Raw genomic sequence first — 23,309 nt, 5'->3', positions numbered from 1 at the left:
GAGGCTCGCGTGGCTGGGCGGTCTGGTCGGTCATGGGATCAACTTATTGAGAACGCAAGAGGGGGCAAGCAAGGTTGGTAAGGAGCCTGTTTGCATGCGTCTAATTCCAATCGTTACACCGTGAGTCGGCGCATGGTGCGAGTGGAAAGTCGGGCTTACAACGGGCTAGCGGCGGGAGGGGATCAAATCAGAAGCAGCCTACGCGTGGCGGGGATTACTGAATGTTTTTGAGGTGCTTGTTCTTACGTGAAATGACAATGTTGGCTATGGGAACCTAGAGATAGGCTCTCGTCGAACAGGCTTTAGAGAAGGCCGGTGTCGCCATGCTTCGCAAACGTCGACTTCCGCTCTGGTGCGTAATGGGTATGGGGCTGTTGTGTCGTATTTCGGATTAAGAGCTTGCTCGCGATCTCTCGTCTTTTAAAGATCGCGAGCACGCTCGCTCTTGCAGAGTGCTTAGACTTTATCGATGTTTACTTTTCGGGTTTCCTTGAGGAACAGCATCCCCACCACCAGGCTCACGCCGGTGATAACCACTGGGTACCAGAGCCCGTAGAAAATATCCCCGGTGAAGACCACCAGCGCAAAGGACACGGTCGGCAGAAACCCGCCAAACCAGCCGTTACCGATGTGATAGGGCAGGGACATGGAGGTGTAGCGGATACGCGTCGGGAACAGTTCAACCATGACCGCCGCCAACGGACCATAGGTCATGCAGGCGATGATCGTCAGCAGCACCATTATCAGAACCACCATCGGCTGATTCACAGTGCTCGGGTCAGCTTTGGCCGGGTAGCCTGCAGCGGTGATGGCAGCGCGCATGGCCGCTTCGTCGAAGCCGGTGATCTGTTGTTCACCCACCGACACCTGAACATGGGTGCCCGCAGGGGCGGACTGCGAGGTGTAAGGCAGACCCTGTTTCACCAAGAAGGTTTTGACCTTGTCGCACGGGCTGTCAAAACGCGCCTTGCCCACCGGGTCGAACTGGAAGGTGCAGGTCGACGGGTCGGCCATCACCACAATCGGTGACTGGCGGCTGGCAGCATCAATCTGCGGGTTGGCGTAGTGGCTCAGGGCTTTGAACAGCGGGAAGTACAGCACGGTGGCCAGCAGCAGGCCAAGCATCAAGATCGGTTTACGCCCCACACGGTCCGAGAGCCAGCCAAAGAAGATGAAGAATGGCGCGCCGATCACCACGCTGATAATCAGCAGCATGTTGGCCTGGGCCGGGTCCATCTTGAGCATCTGCGTGAGGAAGAACAGCACGTAGAACTGCGCCGTATAGAAGGTCACGGCTTGGCCTGCGTTAATGCCAAACAGGGCGATCAGCACAATTTTCAGGTTTTCCCATTTGCCGAATGACTCACGGATCGGCGATTTGCTGGTTTTACCTTCAGCCTTCATTTTTGCGAAAGCAGGCGACTCGTGCATGCTCATGCGGATCCAGGTCGAGATGCCCAGCAGCACGATGGAGAGCAGGAACGGCAAGCGCCAGCCCCAGACTTCAAACTGGTCCCCAGTGAGGTAACGGCAGCTCAGCACCACGATCAGTGACAGCAGCAGGCCCAAGGTAGCGGTGGATTGAATCCAACTGGTGTTGAAACCGCGCTTGCCGGGGGCTGCGTGTTCCGCCACGTAGGTCGCTGCGCCGCCGTATTCACCGCCCAGCGCCAGCCCTTGGAGCATGCGCAGCAGCACCAGCATGATCGGCGCTGCGATGCCAATGCTGGTGTAGGTCGGTAGCAGACCGACAGCGAAGGTCGATAGGCCCATCAGGATGATGGTCATGAGGAAGGTGTATTTTCGCCCGATCATGTCGCCCAAACGGCCAAACACCAGGGCTCCGAACGGTCTCACCAAGAAGCCGGCGGCAAAGGCCATCAAGGCAAAGATAAACGCGGTGGTGTCGTTAACCCCGGCAAAGAATTGCTTGCTGAGTACTGTCGCCAGCGCGCCATACAAGAAAAAGTCATACCACTCGAAAACTGTCCCGAGGGATGACGCAAAGATGATCTTTCGTTCTTCACGGCCGGTAGTCCCTTTCGCGGGGGCTGCTGCCGATTGTGCAATTGAGTCCGACATGTTCAATGTCCTCAGCCCTGTGGGCCACAGTGATTATTGTTGTTGTCCACTGTCGGTTTCGGATGACTGCGACCGAAACCACGATCGCTTTCAGGCGACCGGTGTTACTCCTGTGCGGCTCGCGCCCGCTTCTTTCTCCTGTGCATGAAGGTGCGCTTTCAGAATCAACTGTGCGGCTTTTTCGCCAATCATGAGCGTGGGTGAGCAGGTGTTGCCCGAGACGATACTCGGCATGATCGACGCATCCGCCACTCTCAAGCCCGGTACGCCATGGACCCGTAGCTCGGCATCGACCACTGCTTCAACGTCTTGCCCCATGCGGCAGGTGCCCACAGGGTGAAAGATAGTCGTACCGATCTTGGCAGCTGCTTCGTACAACTCCTGCTCGCTTTGCAGGGCGCTACCGGGCAGGTATTCCTCAGGGCTGAAGGTCTGCAGAGCAGAGCTGGCCACAATGCGCCGGGTAAGGCGTATTGCGTCGGCCGCGACTTTTAAGTCGTCGGGGTGGCTCAGATAGTTGGGGTCGATCAGTGGTGCGTCATTCGGGTTGGCCGAACGAATATCGACCCGGCCGCGGCTCTTTGGCCGCAAGTTACACACCGAGGCCGTGAAGGCCGCAAAGGTGTGCAGCGGCTCGCCAAAGCGCTCCAGCGACAGCGGCTGTACGTGGTACTGCAAATTGGCTGAGGGCTGATCCGGATCGGATTTGACGAAAGCGCCCAGTTGGCTCGGGGCCATGGCCAAGGGACCACTGCGGTCATAGGCATAACGCAGGCCCATGCCGACTTTGCCCCACAGGCTGTTGGCCACTTGGTTGAGGGTGCGGGCGTTACTCAGTTTGAAGATCAGCCGCAGTTGCAGGTGGTCTTGCAAGTTGCCGCCGACGCCAGGCAGTTCGTGCTGAACCGTTATCCCCAGACTTTCCAGCAGGGGACGAGGGCCGATGCCTGAACGCTGCAAAATACCGGGAGAGCCAATCGACCCTGCGCACAAGATAATTTCGCGACGCGCCGTAAAGTCATGGTCGGCGCCTTGCCAGCGAGCACGCACCTGAGTGGCACGACGGTTTTCAAGCAGGACTCTGTCGACCTGTACCCCGGTCAACACGGTCAGATTCGGGCGTTTATCCACAGGGCGTAAAAAAGCTTTGGAAGCATTCCAGCGCACACCGGTCCGCTGGTTAACTTGAAAATATCCACAGCCCTGATTGTCGCCACCGTTGAAATCATTAACGCTGGCGATCCCGTTTTGAGCGGCTGCGTCGCGGAAGGCATCCAGAATCGACCAGGTGTAACGCTGTTGCTCAACCCGCCATTCGCCGTCAGCGCCGTGCAGCGCGCAATTGCCGCCGTAATGTTTTTCACTGCGTTTGAACAGTGGCAACACGTCTTTCCAGGACCAGCCCGCGTTACCCAGCTCGGCCCAGTGATCGTAGTCACCGGCTTGGCCGCGCATGTAGATCATGCCGTTGATGGATGAGCTGCCGCCTAACACCTTGCCGCGCGGATAACTGAGACTGCGGCCCTGCAAGCCGGGCTGAGCTTCGGTTTTGAAGCACCAGTCGGTGCGCGGGTTACCAATGCAATAAAGGTAGCCCACCGGGATGTGGATCCACGGGTAATTATCTTTGCCGCCCGCTTCAAGCAGCAGCACTGTGTGCTTGGGATCGGCAGACAGCCGATTGGCCAATACCGATCCCGCAGGTCCTGCGCCCACGACGATGTAGTCATACACCTGATTGGCTGATGGCATGCATCACCTCGCGCCTATATTTATTGTTCTTGTTCTACTCCATCGTATTGATTAATTTCGAGTTGAAAACGCGCGATTTCACCCATGGCTTGTGCGTTTTTACACAGCTCGCGGATACCGGGCACTGAGGGATGACAATGTTCGACTGGAATGATCTGCGGTACTTTTTGGAGTTGCAGCGCAGCGGACGCCTGCTCACGGCGGCCAAACGCCTCAATACCACCCACAGCACGGTGGCGCGGCACATTGAGAGCATTGAACAGCACCTCGGCACGGCGCTGTTTGTGCAGCACGCCCAAGGCTACGAACTGACACCGGCCGGGCAGGCACTGCTCAAACATGCCGAATCAATGGAAAACGTCGCCCTGCTGGCCCAGGAAGAAATCACCCAAGCCATCGCGCCCCTGGGAAAAATCCGCCTGGGCGTCACCGAAGGTATCGGGATCATGTTCATCACCTCCCGGTTGCGCGGGTTGTTTGAGCGTTATCCGGGGCTGGAAGTTGAGTTGGTGGCGGTACCGCGCTTTGTCAGCATCCTCAACCGCGAGGCAGAAATCAGCGTCCACCTCGACCGCCCCCACGCCGACTTGTTAATCACCCGCAAACTCACCGACTACCGTTTAGCGCTCTACGCCAGTCGTACTTACCTCGAAAAAGCCCCCCCGCTGAACAATCGTGACGACTTGGCCAACCACTACTGGATCGGCTACGTCGACGACCTGCTCTTCAGCCAGGAACTGCTGTTTATCAACCACTTCTGCCGCAACCCGACCGTGACCTTTCGCAGCACCAGCGTTATTGCCCAGCAACAAGCCGCCCGCGCCGGGCTAGGCATCGCGGTGCTACCCAACTACATGGCCAGCCAAGACCCGGAGTTGGTGCGCGTGCTGCCTGATGAATCGGTGCAACGCAGTTACTGGATCAGCACCCGACGCGAGTTGCACAAGTCGGTGAGGTTGCGGGTGGTGTGGGATTTTTTGCTGGAGTTGTGCAGGGAAGAGCAGGGGCTTTTGTTGGCGCCATAGTTATTATTTGCTCAATAAAAAAGGCCAACGCTTAGCGTTGGCCTTTTTTGTACTGCGCTTTACACCATCAGAAGTCCAGGTTGGACACTGCCAGTGCGTTGCTCTCGATGAATTCTCGGCGCGGTTCTACGGCGTCGCCCATCAAGGTGTTGAAGATCTGGTCGGCGCCGACCGCGTCTTCAATGGTGACTTTCAGCATGCGACGCACGCTTGGGTCCATGGTGGTTTCCCAGAGTTGGTCCGGGTTCATTTCGCCCAGTCCTTTGTAGCGCTGGATGGTATGGCGCTTGGTGCTTTCGGCCATCAACCACTCAAGGGCTTCTTTGAACTCGGTCACTTGCTTGCGACGTTCGCCACGCTGGATGTACGCGCCGTCATCGAGCAGGGTGCTCAGTTGTGCGCCCAGGGTCACGACGGTTTTGTAGTCGTTGCTGCCGAAGAAGTCGCGGTTGAAGGTGATGAAGGTCGAGTGGCCGTGGGAGATCAGTTCGACCTCTGGCAACCAGACATTACGTTCACGGTCTTCGCGCAGGCTGGCTTTGTAGACCAGGCCCGACTTCTCAACCAGACGCAGACGCTCTTCGTACTTGGCCATCCACGCTTGCATGGCAGCGTGGTCGCCCAACTGCTCAAGGGTAACGGCTGGCAGGTAGATGAAGTGCTCGGTCAGCTCCTGTGGGTACAGACGCGACAAACGCTTGAGTGTCTTCATGACCATGCGGAAGTCGTACACCAGACGCTCCAGCGCCTCACCCGAGATGCCTGGGGCTTCTTCATTGAGGTGCAGGCTGGCGTCTTCAAGGGCCGACTGGGTCATGTATTCTTCCATGGCCTCGTCGTCTTTGATGTATTGCTCTTGCTTGCCTTTTTTCACTTTGTACAACGGCGGCTGGGCGATGTAGATGTAGCCACGCTCGATCAGTTCCGGCAACTGACGGAAGAAGAAGGTCAGCAGCAGGGTACGGATGTGAGAACCGTCTACGTCAGCATCGGTCATGATGATGATGTTGTGATAACGCAGTTTGTCGATGTTGTACTCGTCACGGCCAATGCCGCAACCCAGCGCGGTGATCAAGGTGCCGACTTCTTGCGAAGAGATCATCTTGTCGAAACGGGCTTTCTCAACGTTGAGGATTTTACCTTTCAACGGCAGGATCGCTTGGGTACGGCGGTTACGTCCCTGCTTGGCGGAGCCGCCAGCAGAGTCACCTTCCACGAGGTACAGTTCGGACAGCGCCGGGTCTTTTTCCTGGCAGTCGGCCAGTTTGCCTGGCAAGCCTGCGATGTCCAGCGCGCCTTTGCGGCGGGTCATCTCACGGGCTTTACGGGCCGCTTCGCGGGCACGGGCCGCATCGATCATCTTGCCGACAATCAGCTTGGCTTCGTTCGGGTTTTCCAGCAGGAAGTCGGAGAAGAACTTGCCCATTTCCTGTTCAACAGCGGTCTTCACTTCAGAAGAAACCAGCTTGTCTTTGGTCTGAGAGCTGAACTTAGGATCCGGTACTTTCACCGAGATAATGGCCGTCAGGCCTTCACGGGCGTCATCACCGGTGGTGGCGACTTTGTGCTTCTTGGCCAGACCTTCAGCTTCAATGTAGGTGTTGAGGTTACGCGTCAGGGCAGAGCGGAAGCCCACCAAGTGCGTACCGCCATCGCGCTGCGGAATGTTGTTGGTGAAGCACAACAGGTTCTCGTTGAAGCTGTCGTTCCACTGCAAGGCGATTTCTACGCCGATGCCGTCTTCACGCTGAACATTGAAATGGAACACCTGGTTGACCGCAGTCTTGTTGGTGTTCAGGTAGTCAACGAACGCACGCAGGCCGCCTTCGTACTTGAACAGCTCTTCCTTGCCGCTGCGCTCATCCTTGAGGACGATGCCAACACCGGAGTTGAGGAAGGACAGCTCACGAATCCGCTTGGCCAGGATGTCCCAGCTGAAATGGATGTTCTTGAAGGTTTCAGCAGACGGTTTGAAGTGAATCTGAGTACCGGTGGTGTCGCTTTCGCCCACGATCGCCATCGGCGCCTGAGGCACACCGTGGACATAGGTCTGTTCCCAGATCTTGCCGCTGCGACGCACCGTCAGTACCAGCAATTCGGACAGGGCGTTTACAACCGAAACACCTACACCGTGCAAGCCGCCGGATACTTTGTAGGAGTTGTCATCGAATTTACCGCCGGCGTGCAGCACGGTCATGATGACCTCGGCTGCCGAAACGCCCTCTTCTTTATGCACATCAACCGGGATGCCGCGGCCGTTGTCGCGCACGGTGATGGATTCATCCGGGTGGATGGTAATGGTGATGTCGTCGCAATGGCCAGCCAGCGCTTCGTCGATGGAGTTGTCGACTACTTCGAACACCATGTGGTGCAGACCGCTGCCATCGTCGGTGTCACCAATGTACATACCGGGACGTTTGCGTACGGCATCCAGGCCTTTCAGCACTTTAATGCTCGTTGAGTCGTACGTGTTTTCTTCGCTCAATGCCTTCACTCCCGATGGTCGTGGGTCTGGGTGATACAGCCCTGTTCCACGTGGAACAGGGCAACTGGCGTTTCCGTCTGCCAGCCTTCCCTCAATAATTCGTGATCTACACAGGTGATAAATACCTGGCAGCGTAAGTCTTCCAACAAGCGACACAGTGCGTTGCGATGCTGCTCATCCAATTCGGACGGCAAGTCATCCACCAGATAAATACATTGGCCGCGCCGGGCCTGGCTGACCAAGTGCCCTTGAGCAATGCGCAAGGCACAGACCACTAACTTTTGCTGCCCACGCGACAAGATGTCTGCCGCGTTATTGGCACCTATCTTCAGGCGCAAATCAGCACGTTGCGGTCCGGCTTGGGTATGCCCCATTTGCTGGTCCCGGTGGACAGACGCAGCGAGTACAGTACTCAGCTCTCGGTCTTTGTCCCAGCCACGGTAATAGCTCAGCGTTAACCCTTCGAGTTCAAGCAACTCACTTAAGGTCTGCTCAAAGACAGGTTTTAAGGCTTTGATGTAAGCGCGGCGGTATTCATCAATATCAGCACTGGCCAGGCACAGTTCCCGGTCCCATGCCGCTTGTGAAACGGCGTCAAGTGTACCATGCCGCAGCCATGAGTTCCGCTGCCGCAGGGCCTTCTGTAGCCGCTGCCAGGTCGACATAAACCGCGGTTCGACGTGGAACACGCCCCAGTCGAGAAACTGCCTGCGAATCTTGGGGGCACCTTCCAGTAGACGGAAGCTGTCTGGGTTGATCAATTGCAGGGGCAGGATCTCGGCGAGTTGCGCCGCACTGCGCGCATTTTGACCGTCGATCCGAATTTGGAACTCCCCTTGACGGTCCCGCGAAACCCCCAGCGCGCTGTGTCCACCTTCGGCCAGTTCTACCTGACCAAAAACTGTACAGCTTGGTTGATCATGCTGGATGACGGGTGTAAGCCGCACGCTGCGAAACGAACGTGCCAGCCCCAGCAAGTGAACGGCTTCGAGCACGCTGGTTTTTCCGCTGCCGTTGGCGCCGTACAAGATATTGATGCGGGGGGAGGGGGAGAAAGTCACCGGGTGCAGATTACGCACTCCGGTGACGGTGACGCGACTAAGGGACATCTAGCTTGGGCTGTGCATAAGTTACAGGCGCATCGGCATAACAACGTAGGCCGAGTCATCGTTATCCGACTCTTGCACCAAGGCGCTGCTGTTGGAGTCAGACAGGATGAGGCGCACTTGCTCAGTGGTCATCACGCCCAGCACGTCCAGCAGGTAGCTCACGTTGAAGCCGATTTCGAGCGAGCCGCCGTTGTAGTCAACGCCCACTTCTTCTTCCGCCTCTTCCTGCTCCGGGTTGTTGGCCTGAATTTTTAGCTGGCCATTAGCCAGTTGCAGGCGAATCCCACGGTACTTCTCGTTGGACAAGATCGCTGTACGGCTGAACGCTTCACGCAGTACCTGACGGTCACCAATCACCACCTTGTCACCCCCTTTCGGCAGCACACGCTCGTAATCCGGGAACTTGCCGTCTACCAGCTTGGAGGTGAAGGTGAACTCGCCAGTGGTGGCACGGATGTGGTGCGCGCCCAACACGATGCTCACTTCGCCGTCTGGCTCGGTCAGCAGACGCGCCAGTTCGAGAATGCCTTTGCGCGGTACGATCACTTGATGACGATCTGGCTGACCAATGTCAGCTTTCATCGAGCACATGGCCAGACGGTGACCATCGGTGGCGACGGCGCGGATGATACCGGCAGACACTTCCAGCAGCATGCCGTTGAGGTAGTAACGAACGTCCTGCTGAGCCATGGCGAAGCTGGTGCGTTCGATCAGACGGCGCAATTTGCTTTGCTGCAGGCTGCACGTCAGCGAGCCTGGGCCTTCTTCAACGGTCGGGAAATCATTGGCTGGCAAGGTCGACAGGGTGAAGCGGCTCCGGCCTGCCTTGACTACCAGTTTCTGGTCATCAAGCTTAATGTCGATCAGAGCATCGTTGGGCAAGCTTTTGCAGATATCCATCAGCTTGCGCGCAGGTACGGTGATCTCGCCCGGCTCAGCGGGTTCTTCGAGTTGAACGCGACCGACCAGTTCGACTTCAAGGTCGGTACCGGTCAGCGACAGTTGCTGGCCTTCGACAACCAACAGCACGTTGGACAATACCGGCAAGGTCTGGCGGCGTTCAACGACGCCTGCGACCAGTTGCAGGGGTTTCAACAAGGCTTCGCGTTGAATGGTGAAATGCATGGTCTAGTCCCTTGCCTTAATAAGCTGCGTTGGTGTCATCAGGTTGTCAGGGTTCGCAGCAGGTTCTTGTAGTCCTCGCGGATGTCCGCGTCGGATTCCTTGAGTTCGTTGATCTTGCGGCATGCGTGCAAGACAGTGGTGTGATCGCGGCCACCAAACACGTCGCCAATTTCCGGCAGGCTGTGGTTGGTCAGCTCTTTGGACAGAGCCATGGCCACTTGGCGTGGCCGTGCTACCGAGCGTGAACGACGCTTGGAGAGCAGGTCCGAAATTTTGATCTTGTAGTACTCGGCCACTGTGCGCTGGATGTTATCCACAGAGACGAGCTTATCTTGCAACGCCAACAAGTCTTTTAGGGATTCGCGAATCAACTCGATGGTGATGTCGCGGCCCATGAAGTGTGAGTGCGCGATTACCCGCTTGAGCGCACCTTCGAGCTCACGCACGTTGGAGCGAATGCGTTGGGCAATAAAGAAGGCGGCATCGTGAGGCAGGTCAACCTTGGCCTGGTCTGCCTTCTTCATCAAGATCGCGACTCGGGTTTCGAGCTCTGGCGGCTCAACAGCCACCGTCAAGCCCCAGCCGAAGCGGGATTTGAGACGTTCTTCGAGACCTTCGATCTCTTTGGGGTAGCGGTCACTGGTCAGAATCACTTGCTGACCGCCTTCAAGCAGGGCGTTGAAGGTGTGGAAGAACTCTTCCTGAGACCGCTCTTTGCGCGCAAAGAATTGAATGTCATCGATGAGCAGGGCGTCGACCGAGCGGTAGAAGCGCTTGAACTCGTTGATCGCATTGAGCTGCAGGGCCTTGACCATGTCAGCTACAAAACGCTCGGAATGCAGGTATACGACCTTGGCATTCGGATTCTTCTTTAATAGGTGGTTGCCCACCGCGTGCATCAAGTGCGTCTTACCCAAGCCAACGCCGCCATACAGGAAGAGCGGGTTGTAACCGTGCTTGGGATTGTCAGCTACCTGCCACGCCGCTGCGCGGGCCAGTTGGTTGGACTTGCCCTCTACGAAGTTTTCGAAGGTGAAGGTGCGGTTCAGGTAGCTGGTGTGCTTGAGCGCACCTTCCACCTGGACAGTGCGTTGCTCGGCACGCACAGGCGCTTGTTGCGAGCTGGCACCCGCCATCGGATCAAAGCTGTCACGCGAAGGTTCTTCGCTCGCTTCGGCCGCCTGTTTAGGGGCCGGAGCAGGCGCGGACGCTGCGCTTGACTGAGTGTTTGGCGAAGGCGCCTGCGTCGAGGCCTGCTGAGAAGCTGACGCAGCTAATGGCGCATTGGGTGCAGCACGAGGTGCCGAGCTGCGTTTGCTGCCTATTAATAAGGACAGCGCTGGCGCCATGCCATTGCTGTGCTCATTCAACAGCTCAAGCAAACGGCTCAGATACTTCTCGTTAACCCAGTCGAGAACAAAACGATTGGGTGCATACACGCGCAACTCGTCGCCTTCGGCTTCGACCTGTAGTGGACGGATCCAGGTGTTGAATTGCTGGGCAGGCAGCTCATCGCGCAAAAGCTCTACGCACTGCTGCCAAAGTTCCACTGACACGGATATCCCCTAAGTTGAAAGCCGGTGAGGCAAAAACAGGCGCCATTGTAGCGACCACTCGCCTACTTATCCACATGTAGGTTGCCTGCTTATAAGGAGATATCAGGCTTTTCGCGGTGAACAAAGCGACAAATGGTATGTGCATAAGGTCTGTGGATAAGCGGGCCTAAGCTCTTTGCACAAGTGGGGTCGAAAGTCTGTGCATAACTGGCCTGTGGATAAAGAGGCCTTTCGTGCACAGCTTATCCGAGGGCGCAGCACAGGCAGAGCACCGCTTCTCGACAGTGTTGTCATCCTCTGTACACCTTGATTTATATGGCCTGCTTTGACTTATCCACAGAAGAACGCTTCCCTAAGTTTAATAAGCTTTATAAAAGAGCTTTAAATACTTCGTTTCTTTATTTTTATAGTTGGCTGACAAAACGCTTGTGCAAAACCCCTGAGATCTATTTAGCGGTTAACGTTGGTTGGAAATTGACCTATTGGCTTGCATTCTCTAGAATCGCCGGTCTCTTAAAACGGGGGCCATTCCGGCCCGTTGTGGACGAACCAGGTAGCACGACATGAAACGTACTTTCCAACCAAGCACTATCAAACGCGCCCGCACTCACGGTTTCCGTGCACGCATGGCTACTAAAAACGGCCGTGCAGTCCTGTCGCGTCGCCGCGCCAAAGGCCGTGCGCGTCTGGCAGTTTGATAATCAGACAATGGTGGTGAGTCAGGACTTCAGTCGGGAAAAGCGGTTACTCACTCCCCGACATTTCAAGGCAGTCTTTGACTCCCCCACCGGCAAGGTTCCGGGGAAAAATCTCCTGCTCCTTGCGCGCAGCAACGATCTTGATCACCCCCGCCTGGGGTTAGTGATCGGGAAAAAGAGCGTAAAGCTCTCCGTTCAGCGCAATCGCCTTAAGCGTTTGATGCGTGAATCGTTTCGTCTCCACCAGGATCAACTGGTCGGTTGGGATATCGTTATCGTCGCGCGCAAAGGTTTGGGTGACGTAGAGAACCCCGAATTGATTCAGCATTTCGGCAAACTCTGGAAACGTCTGGCCCGTAACACGCCAGTTCCAGCGGTTAAAACCGAAACTGTAGGGGTAGGCAGTCCTGATGCGTAAACTGGCGATCCTTCCGATCCAGTTTTATCGTTATGCCATTAGTCCTTTGATGGCCAGCCACTGCCGTTTCTACCCCAGTTGTTCCTGCTACGCGATGGAAGCCATCGAAAATCATGGCGTTCTTCGCGGCGGCTGGCTGACCTTTCGTCGTTTAGGTCGCTGTCACCCGTGGAATCCCGGTGGTTACGACCCGGTTCCACCTATCCCTACCTCCCGTTCTTCTTGATGGCCGAGTAATCATGGATATTAAACGCACGATCCTGATCGTCGCTCTAGCAGTCGTGTCCTACGTTATGGTTCTGAAATGGAACCAGGATTACGGCCAAGCTGCCCTGCCGACTCAGAATGTTGCCGCCAGCAGCACCACCCCACAGGCTTTGCCTGATACGGTGCCAGGTAACAACGCTTCGAACAGTGCCGATGTACCCAGCGCCAATACTGATAGCAGCACACCAACTGAAGCACCGGTTGCTGCCAGCAAAGACCTCATCCACGTAAAAACGGATGTTCTGGACATCGCGATTGATCCACAGGGTGGTGACATTGCCCAACTGCGTCTGCCGCTTTATCCACGTCGCCAAGACCATCCGGATGTACCTTTCCAGCTGTTCGATAACGGCGGCGAGCGTACTTATCTGGCTCAAAGTGGCCTGACTGGCGTTGACGGGCCTGATGCTCGCACTGCGGGTCGCCCGGTTTTCAGTGCAGACAAAAAGACTTATGAACTGGCTCCAGGCCAGGATCAGTTGGTTGTCGACCTGAAATTCAGCGAAAACGGCGTCAACTACATCAAACGTTTCACGCTCAAGCGTGGTCTGTACGATGTTCAAGTCAGCTATTTGATTGATAACGAGAGCGGCAAGCCGTGGACCGGCAACCTGTTCGCGCAATTGAAACGCGACGCCAGCTCTGATCCTTCTTCAAGCACCGCCACTGGCACTGCGACTTATCTGGGCGCTGCCCTGTGGACAAGTGCAGAACCGTACAAAAAAGTGTCGATGAAAGATATCGACAAGGGCCAGCTTAAAGAAACCGTTCAAGGTGGCTGGGTTGCCTGGCTGCAACACTACTTTGTGACTGCGTGGATTCCTCAGAAAGGCGATAACAACGTCGTTCAGACCCGCAAAGATAGCCAAGGCAACTACATCATCGGTTTTACTGGCCCAACCTTGACCGTTGAGCCGGGCAAAACAGCTGAAACCAGCGCTACCTTGTACGCAGGTCCGAAAAGCCAGGGTGTACTCAAAGAGTTATCCCCAGGCCTGGAACTGACTGTCGACTACGGCATTCTGTGGTTCATTGCTCAGCCAATTTTCTGGTTGCTGCAACATATCCACAGCCTGGTGGGTAACTGGGGCTGGTCGATTATCTTCCTGACCATGCTGATCAAAGGGATCTTCTTCCCGCTGTCGGCCGCCAGTTACAAATCGATGGCTCGTATGCGCGCTGTGGCACCAAAACTGGCCGCTCTGAAAGAGCAGTTCGGTGATGATCGCCAGAAAATGTCGCAAGCGATGATGGAGCTGTACAAGAAAGAGAAGATCAATCCACTGGGCGGCTGCTTGCCGATTCTGGTGCAGATGCCGGTGTTCCTGTCCTTGTACTGGGTACTTCTGGAAAGTGTTGAAATGCGCCAGGCGCCGTTCATGCTCTGGATTACCGACTTGTCGATCAAAGACCCGTTCTTCATTCTGCCGATCATCATGGGCGCAACCATGTTCATCCAGCAGCGTCTGAACCCGACTCCTCCGGACCCGATGCAGGCCAAGGTAATGAAGCTGATGCCAATCATCTTCACCTTCTTCTTCCTGTGGTTCCCGGCAGGTCTGGTGCTGTATTGGGTTGTGAACAACTGCCTGTCCATCGCTCAACAGTGGTACATCACCCGTAAGATTGAAGCCGCTACCAAAAAAGCAGCTGCTTAACTTACTCTGTTGGTCACCACTCAAAACGCCCCCTAGTGGGGCGTTTTGCTATCTGTCACTTTTGTTTTTGAGGCCTGTTTTTATGAGTGTTCCGGCACAAACTATTGCTGCTGTGGCGACTGCCCAAGGCCGAGGCGGTGTGGGGATCGTGCGTATTTCCGGGCCACTCGCCAGTGTCGCCGCGCAAGCCTTCACTGAGCGCGAGTTGAAACCGCGCTATGCCCATTACGGTCCGTTTTACGGTGAAAACAGTGAAGTGCTGGACGAAGGCATCGCGCTGTATTTCCCGGGACCGAACTCATTTACCGGCGAAGACGTGCTGGAGCTGCAAGGTCACGGCGGCCCGATCGTTCTCGATATGCTGCTGCAACGCTGCATTCAACTGGGTTGCCGCTTGGCCCGCCCAGGCGAATTCAGTGAACGTGCGTTTTTGAACGACAAGCTCGATCTGGCCCAGGCCGAAGCGATTGCCGACCTTATCGAAGCCAGTTCCGCACAGGCGGCTCGTAATGCATTGCGCTCCTTGCAGGGCGCTTTCTCACACCGTGTGCATAACTTGACCGAGCAACTGATCGGTTTGCGCATCTATGTCGAAGCGGCGATTGACTTCCCGGAGGAAGAAATCGACTTTCTGGCCGATGGCCACGTATTGGGCATGCTCGATAAGGTGCGTGAAGAGTTATCCACCGTTAAGCGCGAAGCCGGTCAGGGCGCCTTGCTGCGCGATGGCATGACGGTGGTGATTGCCGGTCGGCCGAATGCGGGCAAGTCCAGTTTGCTAAACGCGCTGGCCGGCCGTGAAGCGGCGATTGTGACGGAGATCGCCGGTACGACCCGCGACGTGCTGCGTGAACATATCCACATCGACGGCATGCCCCTGCATGTGGTGGATACAGCAGGGCTACGGGATACCGACGATCAGGTCGAGAAAATCGGCGTGCAGCGGGCCCTCAAAGCCATTGGTGAGGCGGATCGCGTGTTGCTGGTGGTGGATGCGACGGCGCCGGAAGCGGATGACCCCTTCGCGTTGTGGCCGGAGTTTCTGGAACAGCGCCCGGATCCGGCCAAAGTCACGTTGATCCGCAATAAGGCAGACCTCACCGGAGAAGCCATCGCCCTTGAGGTCAGTGAAGATGGCCATGTGACGATCAGCCTGAGCGCAAGATCGACCGAGGGGCTGGACTTGCTGCGTGAACACCTCAAGGCGTGCATGGGCTACGAGCAGACCTCTGAGAGCAGCTTCAGCGCCCGTCGCCGCCATCTGGAGGCGCTGGGACACGCCAGTGATGCACTTGAACACGGTCGTGCGCAATTGACGCTGGCGGGGGCTGGCGAGTTGCTGGCGGAAGATTTGCGTCAGGCCCAGCAATCCCTGGGCGAGATTACCGGGGCGTTCAGTTCCGACGATCTGCTGGGGCGGATCTTCTCCAGCTTCTGCATCGGTAAATAATGCGCCGTCCTCTGTAGGAGCGAGATTGCCTCGCGATCTTTCGATCTGTTAAAAGATCGGCTCCTACAGGGTTGTGGATAGTTCCAGACCCAACCGAGGTATTAGTCCAATACGCCATTGATGCCGCCGCGACGTTTGCGGCCAGTTCTGGATTCCCCTGCAACAGGGGGTAGATCTGTGCATCTCTGGAGGGCGTATGACTCACGCTACCTGTGTCACGCTGGAAGGCGTTTCTTATCAGTTGCCTGATGGCAGCTCGCTGTTTTCTGACATCAATCTTCATCTCGATCCGCGCCACACCGGCCTCGTCGGGCGTAATGGTGTGGGTAAACGTGTTTTGGCGTGCCTGATTGCCGGTGATGTCTCACCCACCACGGGTCGCTGCGTGCATACAGCCACGGTGTATTACCTGGCGCTGGAAAACATGCCCAAGCAGTACCCCGCATTCTGGTCGTGACCTCACACGACCAACGGTTTCTGGACGCGATTGGGATTACCCACAGGCTCTCGGCTTCTCCACAGGGGTGGTTGAACGAACCTGTTTAAGCCTCTTTCAGCCTGCCGTTCATCACATAAATCCCTTCCAAATCCACTGACTGCCTGATCAATGACTCATTCAGGCGGCTTTCGGCTGCCTGTTTGGAAGGTCGCGCGCCCTTATTTCCTTAAATAAGCCCTGTGCATAACTGGCCATCAGCTCAGTGGGTAAGTAGGCCTGAAAACTGAAGATAACCCCCCCTGTGGATAAGCACCTGTTTTACCCACAGGCTTAAACCACTTATTCACGGCCCTCATTGGCACATGACCACAGGCTTTTGAATCTCTGTACAGTACGTAAAATAAGGCTCTTAGCAATCTATCCACAGAAACGTGCCTGCATAGAAATAAACATAAAAACAAAGCTTTATAAATTTCTTCTCTATTTATTTATCTATCTTGCCTTATCCACAAGCTGGTTAAATTTTGTGCAAAGGGTTCTTTAAGAAGGGCGAAGTCCCTATACTTCGCGGTCTATCCAAAAAACCCCTAGTAACAGGCACGAGGTGCGTGGTGAATTTCCCTTCCCGTTTTGCAGTGATCGTCATCGGTGGCGGTCACGCCGGAACCGAGGCTGCACTTGCTTCAGCACGCATGGGCGTAAAAACCCTGCTGTTGACCCACAACGTGGAAACCCTCGGGCAAATGAGCTGCAATCCTGCAATTGGCGGGATTGGTAAAAGCCATCTGGTTAAAGAAATCGACGCCCTCGGCGGCGCGATGGCAATTGCCACCGATAAAGGCGGCATCCAGTTCCGCGTTCTCAATGGCCGTAAAGGTCCGGCTGTGCGAGCAACCCGTGCACAGGCTGACCGCATCCTCTACAAGGCGGCCGTACGCGAAATTCTGGAAAACCAGCCCAACCTGTGGATATTTCAACAAGCGGCTGATGACCTGATCGTTGAACAGGATCAGGTGCGCGGTGTAGTCACCCAAATGGGCCTGCGTTTCATGGCCGATGCCGTGGTTTTGACCACGGGCACGTTCCTGGGTGGACTTATCCACATTGGTTTGCAGAATTACTCGGGTGGACGGGCCGGTGATCCACCTTCGATTGCCCTGGCACATCGTCTGCGTGAATTGCCTTTGCGTGTGGGTCGTCTGAAAACGGGTACACCACCGCGTATTGATGGCCGTTCGGTTGATTTTTCAGTCATGACTGAACAACCCGGCGACACGCCTATTCCAGTCATGTCGTTCATGGGCAACAAAGAACAGCACCCGGCTCAGGTCAGTTGCTGGATTACCCATACCAATGCCCGGACTCACGAAATCATTGCTTCAAACCTGGATCGATCACCGATGTATTCCGGTGTGATTGAAGGGATTGGCCCACGTTACTGCCCGTCGATTGAAGACAAGATCCATCGTTTTGCTGACAAGGAAAGCCACCAGGTGTTTATCGAACCGGAAGGTTTGACTACCCATGAGCTGTATCCGAACGGCATTTCGACCTCGTTGCCTTTCGATGTTCAGTTGCAGATCGTGCAATCGATTCGCGGTATGGAAAATGCCCACATCGTGCGGCCTGGCTACGCCATCGAATACGATTATTTCGATCCGCGAGACCTGAAATACAGCCTCGAAACCAAGGTGATTGGCGGTTTGTTCTTTGCAGGACAAATCAACGGCACCACCGGTTACGAAGAAGCGGGCGCACAAGGTTTGCTCGCTGGCACCAACGCCGCCTTGCTCGCACAGGGCAAAGACAGCTGGTGCCCGCGTCGCGATGAGGCGTACATCGGGGTGTTGGTGGATGACCTGATTACTTTGGGGACTCAAGAACCGTACCGGATGTTTACCTCTCGCGCCGAATACCGCTTGATCCTGCGCGAAGACAACGCCGACATGCGTCTGACCGAAAAAGGTCGCGAGCTTGGTTTGGTCGATGACGCCCGTTGGGCAGCGTTCTGCACCAAACGCGAAAGCATTGCTCTGGAAGAGCAGCGTCTGAAAAGCACGTGGGTTCGCCCAGGCACTGAGCAAGGTGAAGCGATTGCGGCCAAATTTGGCACGCCGTTGACCCATGAATACAATTTGCTGAGTTTGCTGACCCGTCCGGAAATCGATTACGCCGGCCTGGTTGAAGTGACAGGGCAGGGCGCAAGCGATCCGCTGGTCGCTGAGCAGGTCGAAATCAAGACCAAGTACGCGGGCTACATTGATCGTCAACAGGATGAAATCGCTCGCCTGCGGGCCAGTGAAAACACCAAACTGCCTGTGGATATCGATTACACGAACATCTCCGGGTTGTCCAAAGAGATCCAGAGCAAGCTCGGCGCCACCCGTCCAGAGACACTTGGCCAGGCTTCGCGCATCCCCGGCGTTACCCCGGCGGCGATCTCCCTGTTGATGATTCACCTGAAAAAACGCGGCGCTGGCCGCAAGTTGGAGCAAAACGCTTGAGTTCGCTGGTCACTGCACAACACGCCGAAGAGTTATCCACAGGTGCTCGCCAATTGGGCGTCAACCTGACTGAAACCCAGCACCAGCAACTGCTGGGTTATCTGGCGCTGTTGATCAAATGGAACAAGGCCTACAACCTCACGGCTGTGCGTAACCCCGACGAGATGGTGTCACGTCATCTGCTCGACAGTCTGAGTGTGATGCCCTTCATCGAAAACGGGCGTTGGCTGGACGTGGGCAGTGGTGGCGGGATGCCGGGCATTCCTTTGGCCATCCTGTTTCCCGACTCACAGGTGACATGCCTGGACAGTAACGGCAAGAAGACCCGCTTCCTGACTCAGGTCAAGCTCGAGCTCAAACTGGACAACCTGCAAGTTATCCACAGTCGTGTCGAAGAGTTTCAGCCTGCGCAGCCGTTTACCGGAATTGTTTCCAGAGCTTTCAGCAGCATGGAGAACTTCAGCAACTGGACGCGCCACCTGGGCAACAGTGAAACACGCTGGTTGGCAATGAAGGGCGTCCATCCGGCCGATGAGCTGGTAGCATTGCCGTCTGATTTTCGTCTAGATAGCGAACACGCCTTGACTGTTCCAGGTTGCCAAGGCCAACGCCATCTGCTGATACTGCGCCGAACGGCATGATTGGGAACGCAAGCAAGAATGGCTAAGGTATTCGCAATAGCGAACCAAAAGGGTGGTGTGGGTAAAACCACCACCTGTATCAATCTCGCAGCATCGCTGGTCGCGACCAAGCGCCGCGTACTGCTGATCGACCTCGATCCACAAGGCAACGCCACCATGGGTAGCGGTGTGGATAAACATGGTCTTGAAAATTCGGTTTACGACCTGTTGATCGGTGAATGCGATTTGGCTCAGGCCATGCACGTCTCCGAGCACGGTGGTTACCAACTGTTGCCAGCTAACCGCGATCTGACAGCAGCCGAAGTTGTGCTGCTCGAAATGCAGATGAAAGAAAGCCGTTTGCGTACGGCGCTGGCGCCGGTGCGTGAAAGCTACGATTACATCCTGATCGATTGCCCGCCGTCGCTGTCGATGCTGACCTTGAACGCACTGGTTGCCGCCGATGGGGTGATTATCCCCATGCAGTGCGAGTACTTCGCACTCGAAGGCTTGAGCGACCTGGTGGATAACATCAAGCGCATCGCCGAGTTGCTGAACCCGAACCTGAAAATCGAAGGTCTGCTACGGACCATGTACGACCCGCGCCTGAGCCTGATGAACGATGTTTCGGCCCAGCTCAAGGAACACTTCGGCGAGCAGCTCTACGACACAGTGATTCCGCGCAATATTCGTCTGGCCGAGGCGCCGAGTTACGGCATGCCTGCACTGGCCTATGATAAAAACTCCCGTGGCGCGATTGCTTACCTTGCCTTGGCCGGCGAGCTGGTTCGTCGTCAGCGTCGTACCTCCCGCACTGCTCAGCCAACTTAAGGAAATTCCATGGCCGTCAAGAAACGAGGTCTAGGACGCGGACTGGATGCACTCCTGAGTGGTCCAACAGTCAGCTCGCTGGAAGAGCAGGCAGTCAAGGTCGATCAAAGCGAACTGCAGCATTTGCCACTGGACCTGATTCAGCGCGGCAAATATCAGCCTCGCCGTGACATGGACCCTCAAGCGCTCGAAGAGCTGGCGAACTCGATCAAGGCCCAGGGCGTGATGCAGCCGATTGTGGTGCGTCCGATCGCGGGTGACCGTTTTGAGATTATCGCCGGTGAGCGCCGCTGGCGTGCCAGCCAACAGGCCGGTAAAGACACCATCCCGGCGATGGTCAAAGATGTGCCCGATGAAACCGCCATCGCGATGGCGCTGATTGAAAACATCCAGCGTGAAGACCTCAATCCGATTGAAGAAGCCATTGCCTTGCAGCGTTTGCAGCAAGAATTTCAGCTGACTCAACAACAAGTGGCCGATGCTGTGGGTAAGTCTCGCGTGTCTGTGGCTAACTTGTTGCGGCTTATTTCTTTGCCGGAAGTGATCAAGACCATGCTGTCGCACGGTGACTTGGAAATGGGTCATGCGCGTGCATTGCTCGGTTTACCCGAAAATCAGCAGGTCGAGGGGGCGCGACACGTTGTCGCACGCGGCCTGACAGTCCGTCAGACCGAAGCCTTGGTTCGCCAGTGGTTGAGCGGTAAACAAGAGCCTGCTGAACCGGTTAAAGCGGACCCGGATATTACTCGTCTCGAGCAGCGTCTGGCCGAGCGCCTAGGCTCTGCGGTGCAGATCCGCCACGGAAAGAAGGGAAAAGGCCAATTAGTCATTGGTTATAACTCCCTGGATGAGCTTCAAGGAGTGCTTGCTCACATCCGCTGAAACATTTCCTTATGTAGCGCGCAGTCGGAAATCACTACCTGACAGTTGAATAGGGGCTTAAGCGCCCCTATACTCTGCGCGCATTTTGTCGGCACAAATTATGCCAAGTTTTATTTTTTGGCAGCCGACCTTTGAGGAGCAATTGTGATGGAAACACGCACGCCAAACCGCTTGCCGTTCCATCGCTTGGCGGTTTTTCCGGTTTTGCTGGCTCAATTTGTCGTTTTATTGCTGGCTGCTTTGGGGCTCTGGCAATGGCATGGAGTTGTAGCCGGATATTCAGGACTCTGCGGAGGCCTGATTGCTTTGCTACCCAATGTGTATTTTGCTCACAGAGCTTTCCGGTTTTCCGGCGCTCGAGCAGCGCAAGCCATCGTCCGGTCGTTTTACGCCGGTGAGGCAGGCAAATTAATTTTGACGGCAGTGCTGTTCGCGCTGACGTTTGCAGGTGTGAAGCCATTGGCGCCGCTAGCTGTATTCGGCGTCTTCGTGTTGACCCAATTGGTCAGCTGGTTCGCTCCCCTGCTAATGAGAACAACACTTTCGAGACCTTAGGGCGTTTGAGGCAACCATGGCAGAAACAACCGCTTCGGGCTATATCCAGCACCACTTACAGAACCTGACCTTCGGGCAGCTACCTGATGGCGGCTGGGGCTTTGCTCACACCGTTGCAGAAGCTAAAGCAATGGGCTTTTGGGCATTCCACGTCGATACCCTCGGCTGGTCACTGTTTGTAGGCCTGATCTTCATCCTCATTTTCCGCATGGCGGCCAAGAAGGCGACTTCCGGTCAACCAGGTGCACTGCAGAATTTCGTTGAAGTGCTGGTGGAATTCGTTGATGGCAGCGTAAAAGACAGCTTCCATGGCCGCAGCGCCGTGATTGCTCCTTTGGCCTTGACCATTTTCGTCTGGGTGTTCTTGATGAACGCCATCGACTTGATCCCGGTTGACTGGATTCCTCAGTTGGCCATCCTGATCACCGGCGATGAGCACTTCCCATTCCGTGCCGTACCGACGACCGATCCTAACGCTACCTTGGGCATGGCCCTGTCGGTGTTCGCGTTGATCATCTTCTACAGCATCAAAATCAAGGGTATCGGCGGCTTCATCGGCGAACTGACCCTGCACCCGTTCGGCAGCAAGAACATTTTTGTTCAAGCACTGCTGATTCCGGTGAACTTCCTGCTCGAATTCGTGACGCTGATTGCCAAGCCAATCTCGCTGGCACTGCGTCTATTCGGCAACATGTACGCTGGCGAACTGGTATTTATCCTGATCGCCGTAATGTTCGGCAGCGGCCTGCTTTGGCTTAGCGGTCTGGGCGTGGTGCTGCAATGGGCGTGGGCTGTATTCCACATCCTGATCATCACCTTGCAAGCGTTCATCTTCATGATGTTGACCATCGTTTACTTGTCGATGGCGCACGAAGAGAACCACTAAGACCCGTCTCGGCGAGTCTGGTGCCCCTCTCGCTTCGGTGAGAGGGTGTCGCAAAATGTTTTTGTTTTACCGCTTTAATCTAAAAACCTAAACCATACGACGTAAAAGTCGGGAGGAAAGATGGAAACTGTAGTTGGTCTAACCGCTATCGCTGTTGCACTGTTGATCGGCCTGGGCGCACTGGGCACCGCAATTGGTTTCGGCCTGTTGGGCGGCAAGTTCCTGGAAGGCGCAGCGCGTCAACCAGAAATGGTTCCAATGCTGCAAGTTAAAATGTTCATCGTTGCCGGTCTGCTCGACGCCGTAACCATGATCGGTGTTGGTATCGCACTGTTCTTCACCTTCGCTAATCCTTTCGTTGGTCAACTCGCTGGCTAATCACTCGAATTTTCGAGTTGATTAGAGTGATGGACAACGAACGAGCGAGGTGTTGGCGTGAACATTAATGCAACCCTGATTGGCCAGTCCGTTGCGTTCTTCATTTTTGTACTGTTTTGCATGAAGTTCGTGTGGCCTCCGGTCATCGCGGCATTGCAAGAACGTCAGAAGAAGATTGCGGCTGGACTGGACGCTGCTAACCGAGCAGCTCGTGACCTGGAGTTGGCCCAAGATAAAGCGGGTCAGCAACTGCGCGAAGCTAAGGCTCAAGCAGCTGAAATCATTGAGCAAGCCAAGAAACGCGGTAATCAGATCGTAGACGAGGCCCGTGAACAGGCTCGCGTTGAAGCTGACCGTGTGAAGGCTCAGGCTCAGGCCGAGATCGAACAGGAACTGAACAGCGTTAAAGACGCCCTGCGCGCCCAATTGGGTGGCTTGGCTGTTGAAGGCGCAGAGAAGATCCTGGGCGCCACAATCGATCAAAACGCGCACGCGGAGCTGGTTAACAAACTGGCTGCTGAAATTTAAGCGAGGGCGATCATGGCAGAATTGACCACGTTGGCCCGACCTTACGCTAAGGCAGCCTTCG

The 23,309-nt window shown here is 55.7% G+C and carries 21 protein-coding genes; 15 read left to right on the top strand and 6 right to left on the bottom strand.

Going from position 1 to position 23,309, the window contains the following annotated elements:
- Positions 1-456: 456 nt before the first annotated feature.
- Positions 457-2,082 (bottom strand): MFS transporter, encoded by a 1,626-nt coding sequence (locus tag ACIQYF_RS22855; RefSeq protein ID WP_402866323.1) that lies wholly within the window; start codon positions 2,080-2,082, stop codon positions 457-459.
- 90 nt (positions 2,083-2,172) lie between these two features.
- Positions 2,173-3,834 carry a GMC family oxidoreductase gene (locus ACIQYF_RS22850; RefSeq protein ID WP_402866321.1) on the bottom strand — a complete coding sequence of 554 codons (1,662 nt, stop codon included), beginning with the start codon at positions 3,832-3,834 and terminating at the stop codon, positions 2,173-2,175.
- A 137-nt stretch (positions 3,835-3,971) separates the two neighbouring features.
- Between ACIQYF_RS22850 and ACIQYF_RS22845 the strand changes: the two genes are divergently transcribed.
- A complete protein-coding gene (locus ACIQYF_RS22845) occupies positions 3,972-4,859 on the top strand; it encodes a LysR family transcriptional regulator (RefSeq protein ID WP_402866319.1) in 888 nt (295 codons plus the stop codon).
- Between the two features lie 67 nt (positions 4,860-4,926).
- Here ACIQYF_RS22845 and gyrB read toward each other — a convergent pair whose 3' ends face one another.
- The 4 genes from gyrB to dnaA are packed head-to-tail and all read right to left on the bottom strand — an operon-like array spanning position 4,927 to position 11,134.
- On the bottom strand, positions 4,927-7,344 hold the full coding sequence (gyrB, locus tag ACIQYF_RS22840) for a DNA topoisomerase (ATP-hydrolyzing) subunit B (protein ID WP_402866317.1): 2,418 nt from the start codon (positions 7,342-7,344) through the stop codon (positions 4,927-4,929).
- 5 nt (positions 7,345-7,349) lie between these two features.
- Positions 7,350-8,453 (bottom strand): DNA replication/repair protein RecF, encoded by a 1,104-nt coding sequence (gene recF, locus ACIQYF_RS22835; protein WP_402866315.1) that lies wholly within the window; start codon positions 8,451-8,453, stop codon positions 7,350-7,352.
- Positions 8,454-8,474: 21 nt separating this feature from the next.
- Positions 8,475-9,578 carry a DNA polymerase III subunit beta gene (dnaN, locus tag ACIQYF_RS22830; RefSeq protein ID WP_019409132.1) on the bottom strand — a complete coding sequence of 368 codons (1,104 nt, stop codon included), beginning with the start codon at positions 9,576-9,578 and terminating at the stop codon, positions 8,475-8,477.
- A 38-nt stretch (positions 9,579-9,616) separates the two neighbouring features.
- Positions 9,617-11,134 carry a chromosomal replication initiator protein DnaA gene (gene dnaA, locus ACIQYF_RS22825; RefSeq protein ID WP_402866312.1) on the bottom strand — a complete coding sequence of 506 codons (1,518 nt, stop codon included), beginning with the start codon at positions 11,132-11,134 and terminating at the stop codon, positions 9,617-9,619.
- A gap of 563 nt (positions 11,135-11,697) precedes the next feature.
- Here dnaA and rpmH point away from each other — a divergent pair.
- From rpmH to ACIQYF_RS22755, 14 genes are all read left to right on the top strand, one after another.
- Positions 11,698-11,832: a 50S ribosomal protein L34 gene (rpmH, locus tag ACIQYF_RS22820; RefSeq protein WP_003213577.1), complete on the top strand. Its 135-nt coding sequence runs from the start codon at positions 11,698-11,700 to the stop codon at positions 11,830-11,832.
- Positions 11,833-11,848: 16 nt separating this feature from the next.
- Positions 11,849-12,250: a ribonuclease P protein component gene (gene rnpA / locus ACIQYF_RS22815; protein WP_026014053.1), complete on the top strand. Its 402-nt coding sequence runs from the start codon at positions 11,849-11,851 to the stop codon at positions 12,248-12,250.
- Entirely contained in the window at positions 12,243-12,476 is a 234-nt protein-coding gene (yidD, locus tag ACIQYF_RS22810) for a membrane protein insertion efficiency factor YidD (protein ID WP_081498269.1), read from the top strand. Before rnpA ends, yidD begins: the two co-directional genes overlap by 8 nt.
- Positions 12,477-12,489: 13 nt before the next feature.
- Positions 12,490-14,175 (top strand): membrane protein insertase YidC, encoded by a 1,686-nt coding sequence (gene yidC, locus ACIQYF_RS22805; protein WP_402866309.1) that lies wholly within the window; start codon positions 12,490-12,492, stop codon positions 14,173-14,175.
- An 82-nt stretch (positions 14,176-14,257) separates the two neighbouring features.
- Positions 14,258-15,625: a tRNA uridine-5-carboxymethylaminomethyl(34) synthesis GTPase MnmE gene (gene mnmE, locus ACIQYF_RS22800; protein WP_402866307.1), complete on the top strand. Its 1,368-nt coding sequence runs from the start codon at positions 14,258-14,260 to the stop codon at positions 15,623-15,625.
- A gap of 196 nt (positions 15,626-15,821) precedes the next feature.
- Entirely contained in the window at positions 15,822-16,082 is a 261-nt protein-coding gene (locus ACIQYF_RS22795; protein WP_402866305.1) for a hypothetical protein, read from the top strand.
- A gap of 593 nt (positions 16,083-16,675) precedes the next feature.
- Entirely contained in the window at positions 16,676-18,568 is a 1,893-nt protein-coding gene (mnmG, locus tag ACIQYF_RS22790) for a tRNA uridine-5-carboxymethylaminomethyl(34) synthesis enzyme MnmG (protein ID WP_402866303.1), read from the top strand.
- The gene (gene rsmG, locus ACIQYF_RS22785) at positions 18,565-19,209 is read left to right on the top strand and encodes a 16S rRNA (guanine(527)-N(7))-methyltransferase RsmG (protein WP_402866301.1); all 645 of its coding nucleotides are present in this window, start codon (positions 18,565-18,567) and stop codon (positions 19,207-19,209) included. The genes mnmG and rsmG overlap by 4 nt, the downstream gene beginning before the upstream one ends.
- An 18-nt stretch (positions 19,210-19,227) precedes the next feature.
- Positions 19,228-20,019, top strand: coding sequence for a ParA family protein (locus tag ACIQYF_RS22780; protein WP_153334523.1), 792 nt, complete (start codon positions 19,228-19,230; stop codon positions 20,017-20,019).
- Positions 20,020-20,028: 9 nt separating this feature from the next.
- A complete protein-coding gene (locus tag ACIQYF_RS22775; RefSeq protein ID WP_019409123.1) occupies positions 20,029-20,901 on the top strand; it encodes a ParB/RepB/Spo0J family partition protein in 873 nt (290 codons plus the stop codon).
- Between the two features lie 147 nt (positions 20,902-21,048).
- Positions 21,049-21,456 (top strand): F0F1 ATP synthase subunit I, encoded by a 408-nt coding sequence (locus ACIQYF_RS22770; RefSeq protein WP_003437994.1) that lies wholly within the window; start codon positions 21,049-21,051, stop codon positions 21,454-21,456.
- Between the two features lie 16 nt (positions 21,457-21,472).
- A complete protein-coding gene (gene atpB / locus ACIQYF_RS22765) occupies positions 21,473-22,342 on the top strand; it encodes a F0F1 ATP synthase subunit A (protein WP_402866297.1) in 870 nt (289 codons plus the stop codon).
- A 120-nt stretch (positions 22,343-22,462) separates the two neighbouring features.
- Entirely contained in the window at positions 22,463-22,720 is a 258-nt protein-coding gene (gene atpE, locus ACIQYF_RS22760) for a F0F1 ATP synthase subunit C (protein WP_002555987.1), read from the top strand.
- A gap of 57 nt (positions 22,721-22,777) precedes the next feature.
- Complete coding sequence (locus ACIQYF_RS22755; protein ID WP_402866294.1) at positions 22,778-23,248, top strand: F0F1 ATP synthase subunit B; 471 nt, start codon at positions 22,778-22,780, stop codon at positions 23,246-23,248.
- The last annotated feature ends 61 nt before the right edge of the window (positions 23,249-23,309 follow it).

Source organism: Pseudomonas sp. NPDC096917, from assembly GCF_044762555.1.
In the GTDB taxonomy this organism is placed as follows: domain Bacteria; phylum Pseudomonadota; class Gammaproteobacteria; order Pseudomonadales; family Pseudomonadaceae; genus Aquipseudomonas.
The sequence above is the reverse complement of the archived record's forward strand: the minus strand, read 5'-3'. Positions and strand labels throughout refer to the sequence as shown.

What these genes read in the sequence shown, in the direction of transcription:
- ACIQYF_RS22855 (WP_402866323.1), bottom strand. Translation starts at nt 2,082, where the DNA reads ATGTCGGACTCAATTGCACAATCGGCAGCAGCCCCCGCGAAAGGGACT.
- ACIQYF_RS22850 (WP_402866321.1), bottom strand. Translation starts at nt 3,834, where the DNA reads ATGCCATCAGCCAATCAGGTGTATGACTACATCGTCGTGGGCGCAGGA.
- ACIQYF_RS22845 (WP_402866319.1), top strand. Translation starts at nt 3,972, where the DNA reads ATGTTCGACTGGAATGATCTGCGGTACTTTTTGGAGTTGCAGCGCAGC.
- recF (WP_402866315.1), bottom strand. Translation starts at nt 8,453, where the DNA reads ATGTCCCTTAGTCGCGTCACCGTCACCGGAGTGCGTAATCTGCACCCG.
- dnaN (WP_019409132.1), bottom strand. Translation starts at nt 9,578, where the DNA reads ATGCATTTCACCATTCAACGCGAAGCCTTGTTGAAACCCCTGCAACTG.
- rpmH (WP_003213577.1), top strand. Translation starts at nt 11,698, where the DNA reads ATGAAACGTACTTTCCAACCAAGCACTATCAAACGCGCCCGCACTCAC.
- yidD (WP_081498269.1), top strand. Translation starts at nt 12,243, where the DNA reads ATGCGTAAACTGGCGATCCTTCCGATCCAGTTTTATCGTTATGCCATT.
- yidC (WP_402866309.1), top strand. Translation starts at nt 12,490, where the DNA reads ATGGATATTAAACGCACGATCCTGATCGTCGCTCTAGCAGTCGTGTCC.
- mnmE (WP_402866307.1), top strand. Translation starts at nt 14,258, where the DNA reads ATGAGTGTTCCGGCACAAACTATTGCTGCTGTGGCGACTGCCCAAGGC.
- ACIQYF_RS22795 (WP_402866305.1), top strand. Translation starts at nt 15,822, where the DNA reads ATGACTCACGCTACCTGTGTCACGCTGGAAGGCGTTTCTTATCAGTTG.
- ACIQYF_RS22780 (WP_153334523.1), top strand. Translation starts at nt 19,228, where the DNA reads ATGGCTAAGGTATTCGCAATAGCGAACCAAAAGGGTGGTGTGGGTAAA.
- ACIQYF_RS22775 (WP_019409123.1), top strand. Translation starts at nt 20,029, where the DNA reads ATGGCCGTCAAGAAACGAGGTCTAGGACGCGGACTGGATGCACTCCTG.
- ACIQYF_RS22770 (WP_003437994.1), top strand. Translation starts at nt 21,049, where the DNA reads ATGGAAACACGCACGCCAAACCGCTTGCCGTTCCATCGCTTGGCGGTT.
- atpB (WP_402866297.1), top strand. Translation starts at nt 21,473, where the DNA reads ATGGCAGAAACAACCGCTTCGGGCTATATCCAGCACCACTTACAGAAC.
- atpE (WP_002555987.1), top strand. Translation starts at nt 22,463, where the DNA reads ATGGAAACTGTAGTTGGTCTAACCGCTATCGCTGTTGCACTGTTGATC.